At 38.4% G+C, this 229-nt stretch carries 1 protein-coding gene; it reads right to left on the bottom strand.

Annotated elements, in window-relative coordinates; all coding sequences use genetic code 11:
* The coding region (locus SB658_RS28180) for a transaldolase family protein (protein WP_410603909.1) at positions 1 to 229 on the bottom strand (229 nt) is incomplete at both ends.

Below are 229 nucleotides of genomic sequence, written 5' to 3'. Positions count from 1 at the left end.
CCTAAGAATGGTGAAACGTATGTTGGACCAGCACGAGCTGCAAGTAATGCTTGAACTGCTGAGAATACTAATGTAACGTTTGTACGAATTCCTAAATCAGAGAATGCTTTTACTGCTTTTAAACCTTCCGTTGTCATTGGTACTTTTACAACAACGTTTGGAGCAATCTTCGCTAATTCTTTCCCTTCTTCAATCATTTTATCAGCTTCTAAGCTAATTACTTCTGCGC

The organism is Bacillus sp. SIMBA_008, from assembly GCF_046535495.1.
GTDB classification, from domain to species: Bacteria; Bacillota; Bacilli; order Bacillales; family Bacillaceae; genus Bacillus; species Bacillus subtilis.
This window is presented reverse-complemented; position numbering and strand designations above follow the sequence as displayed.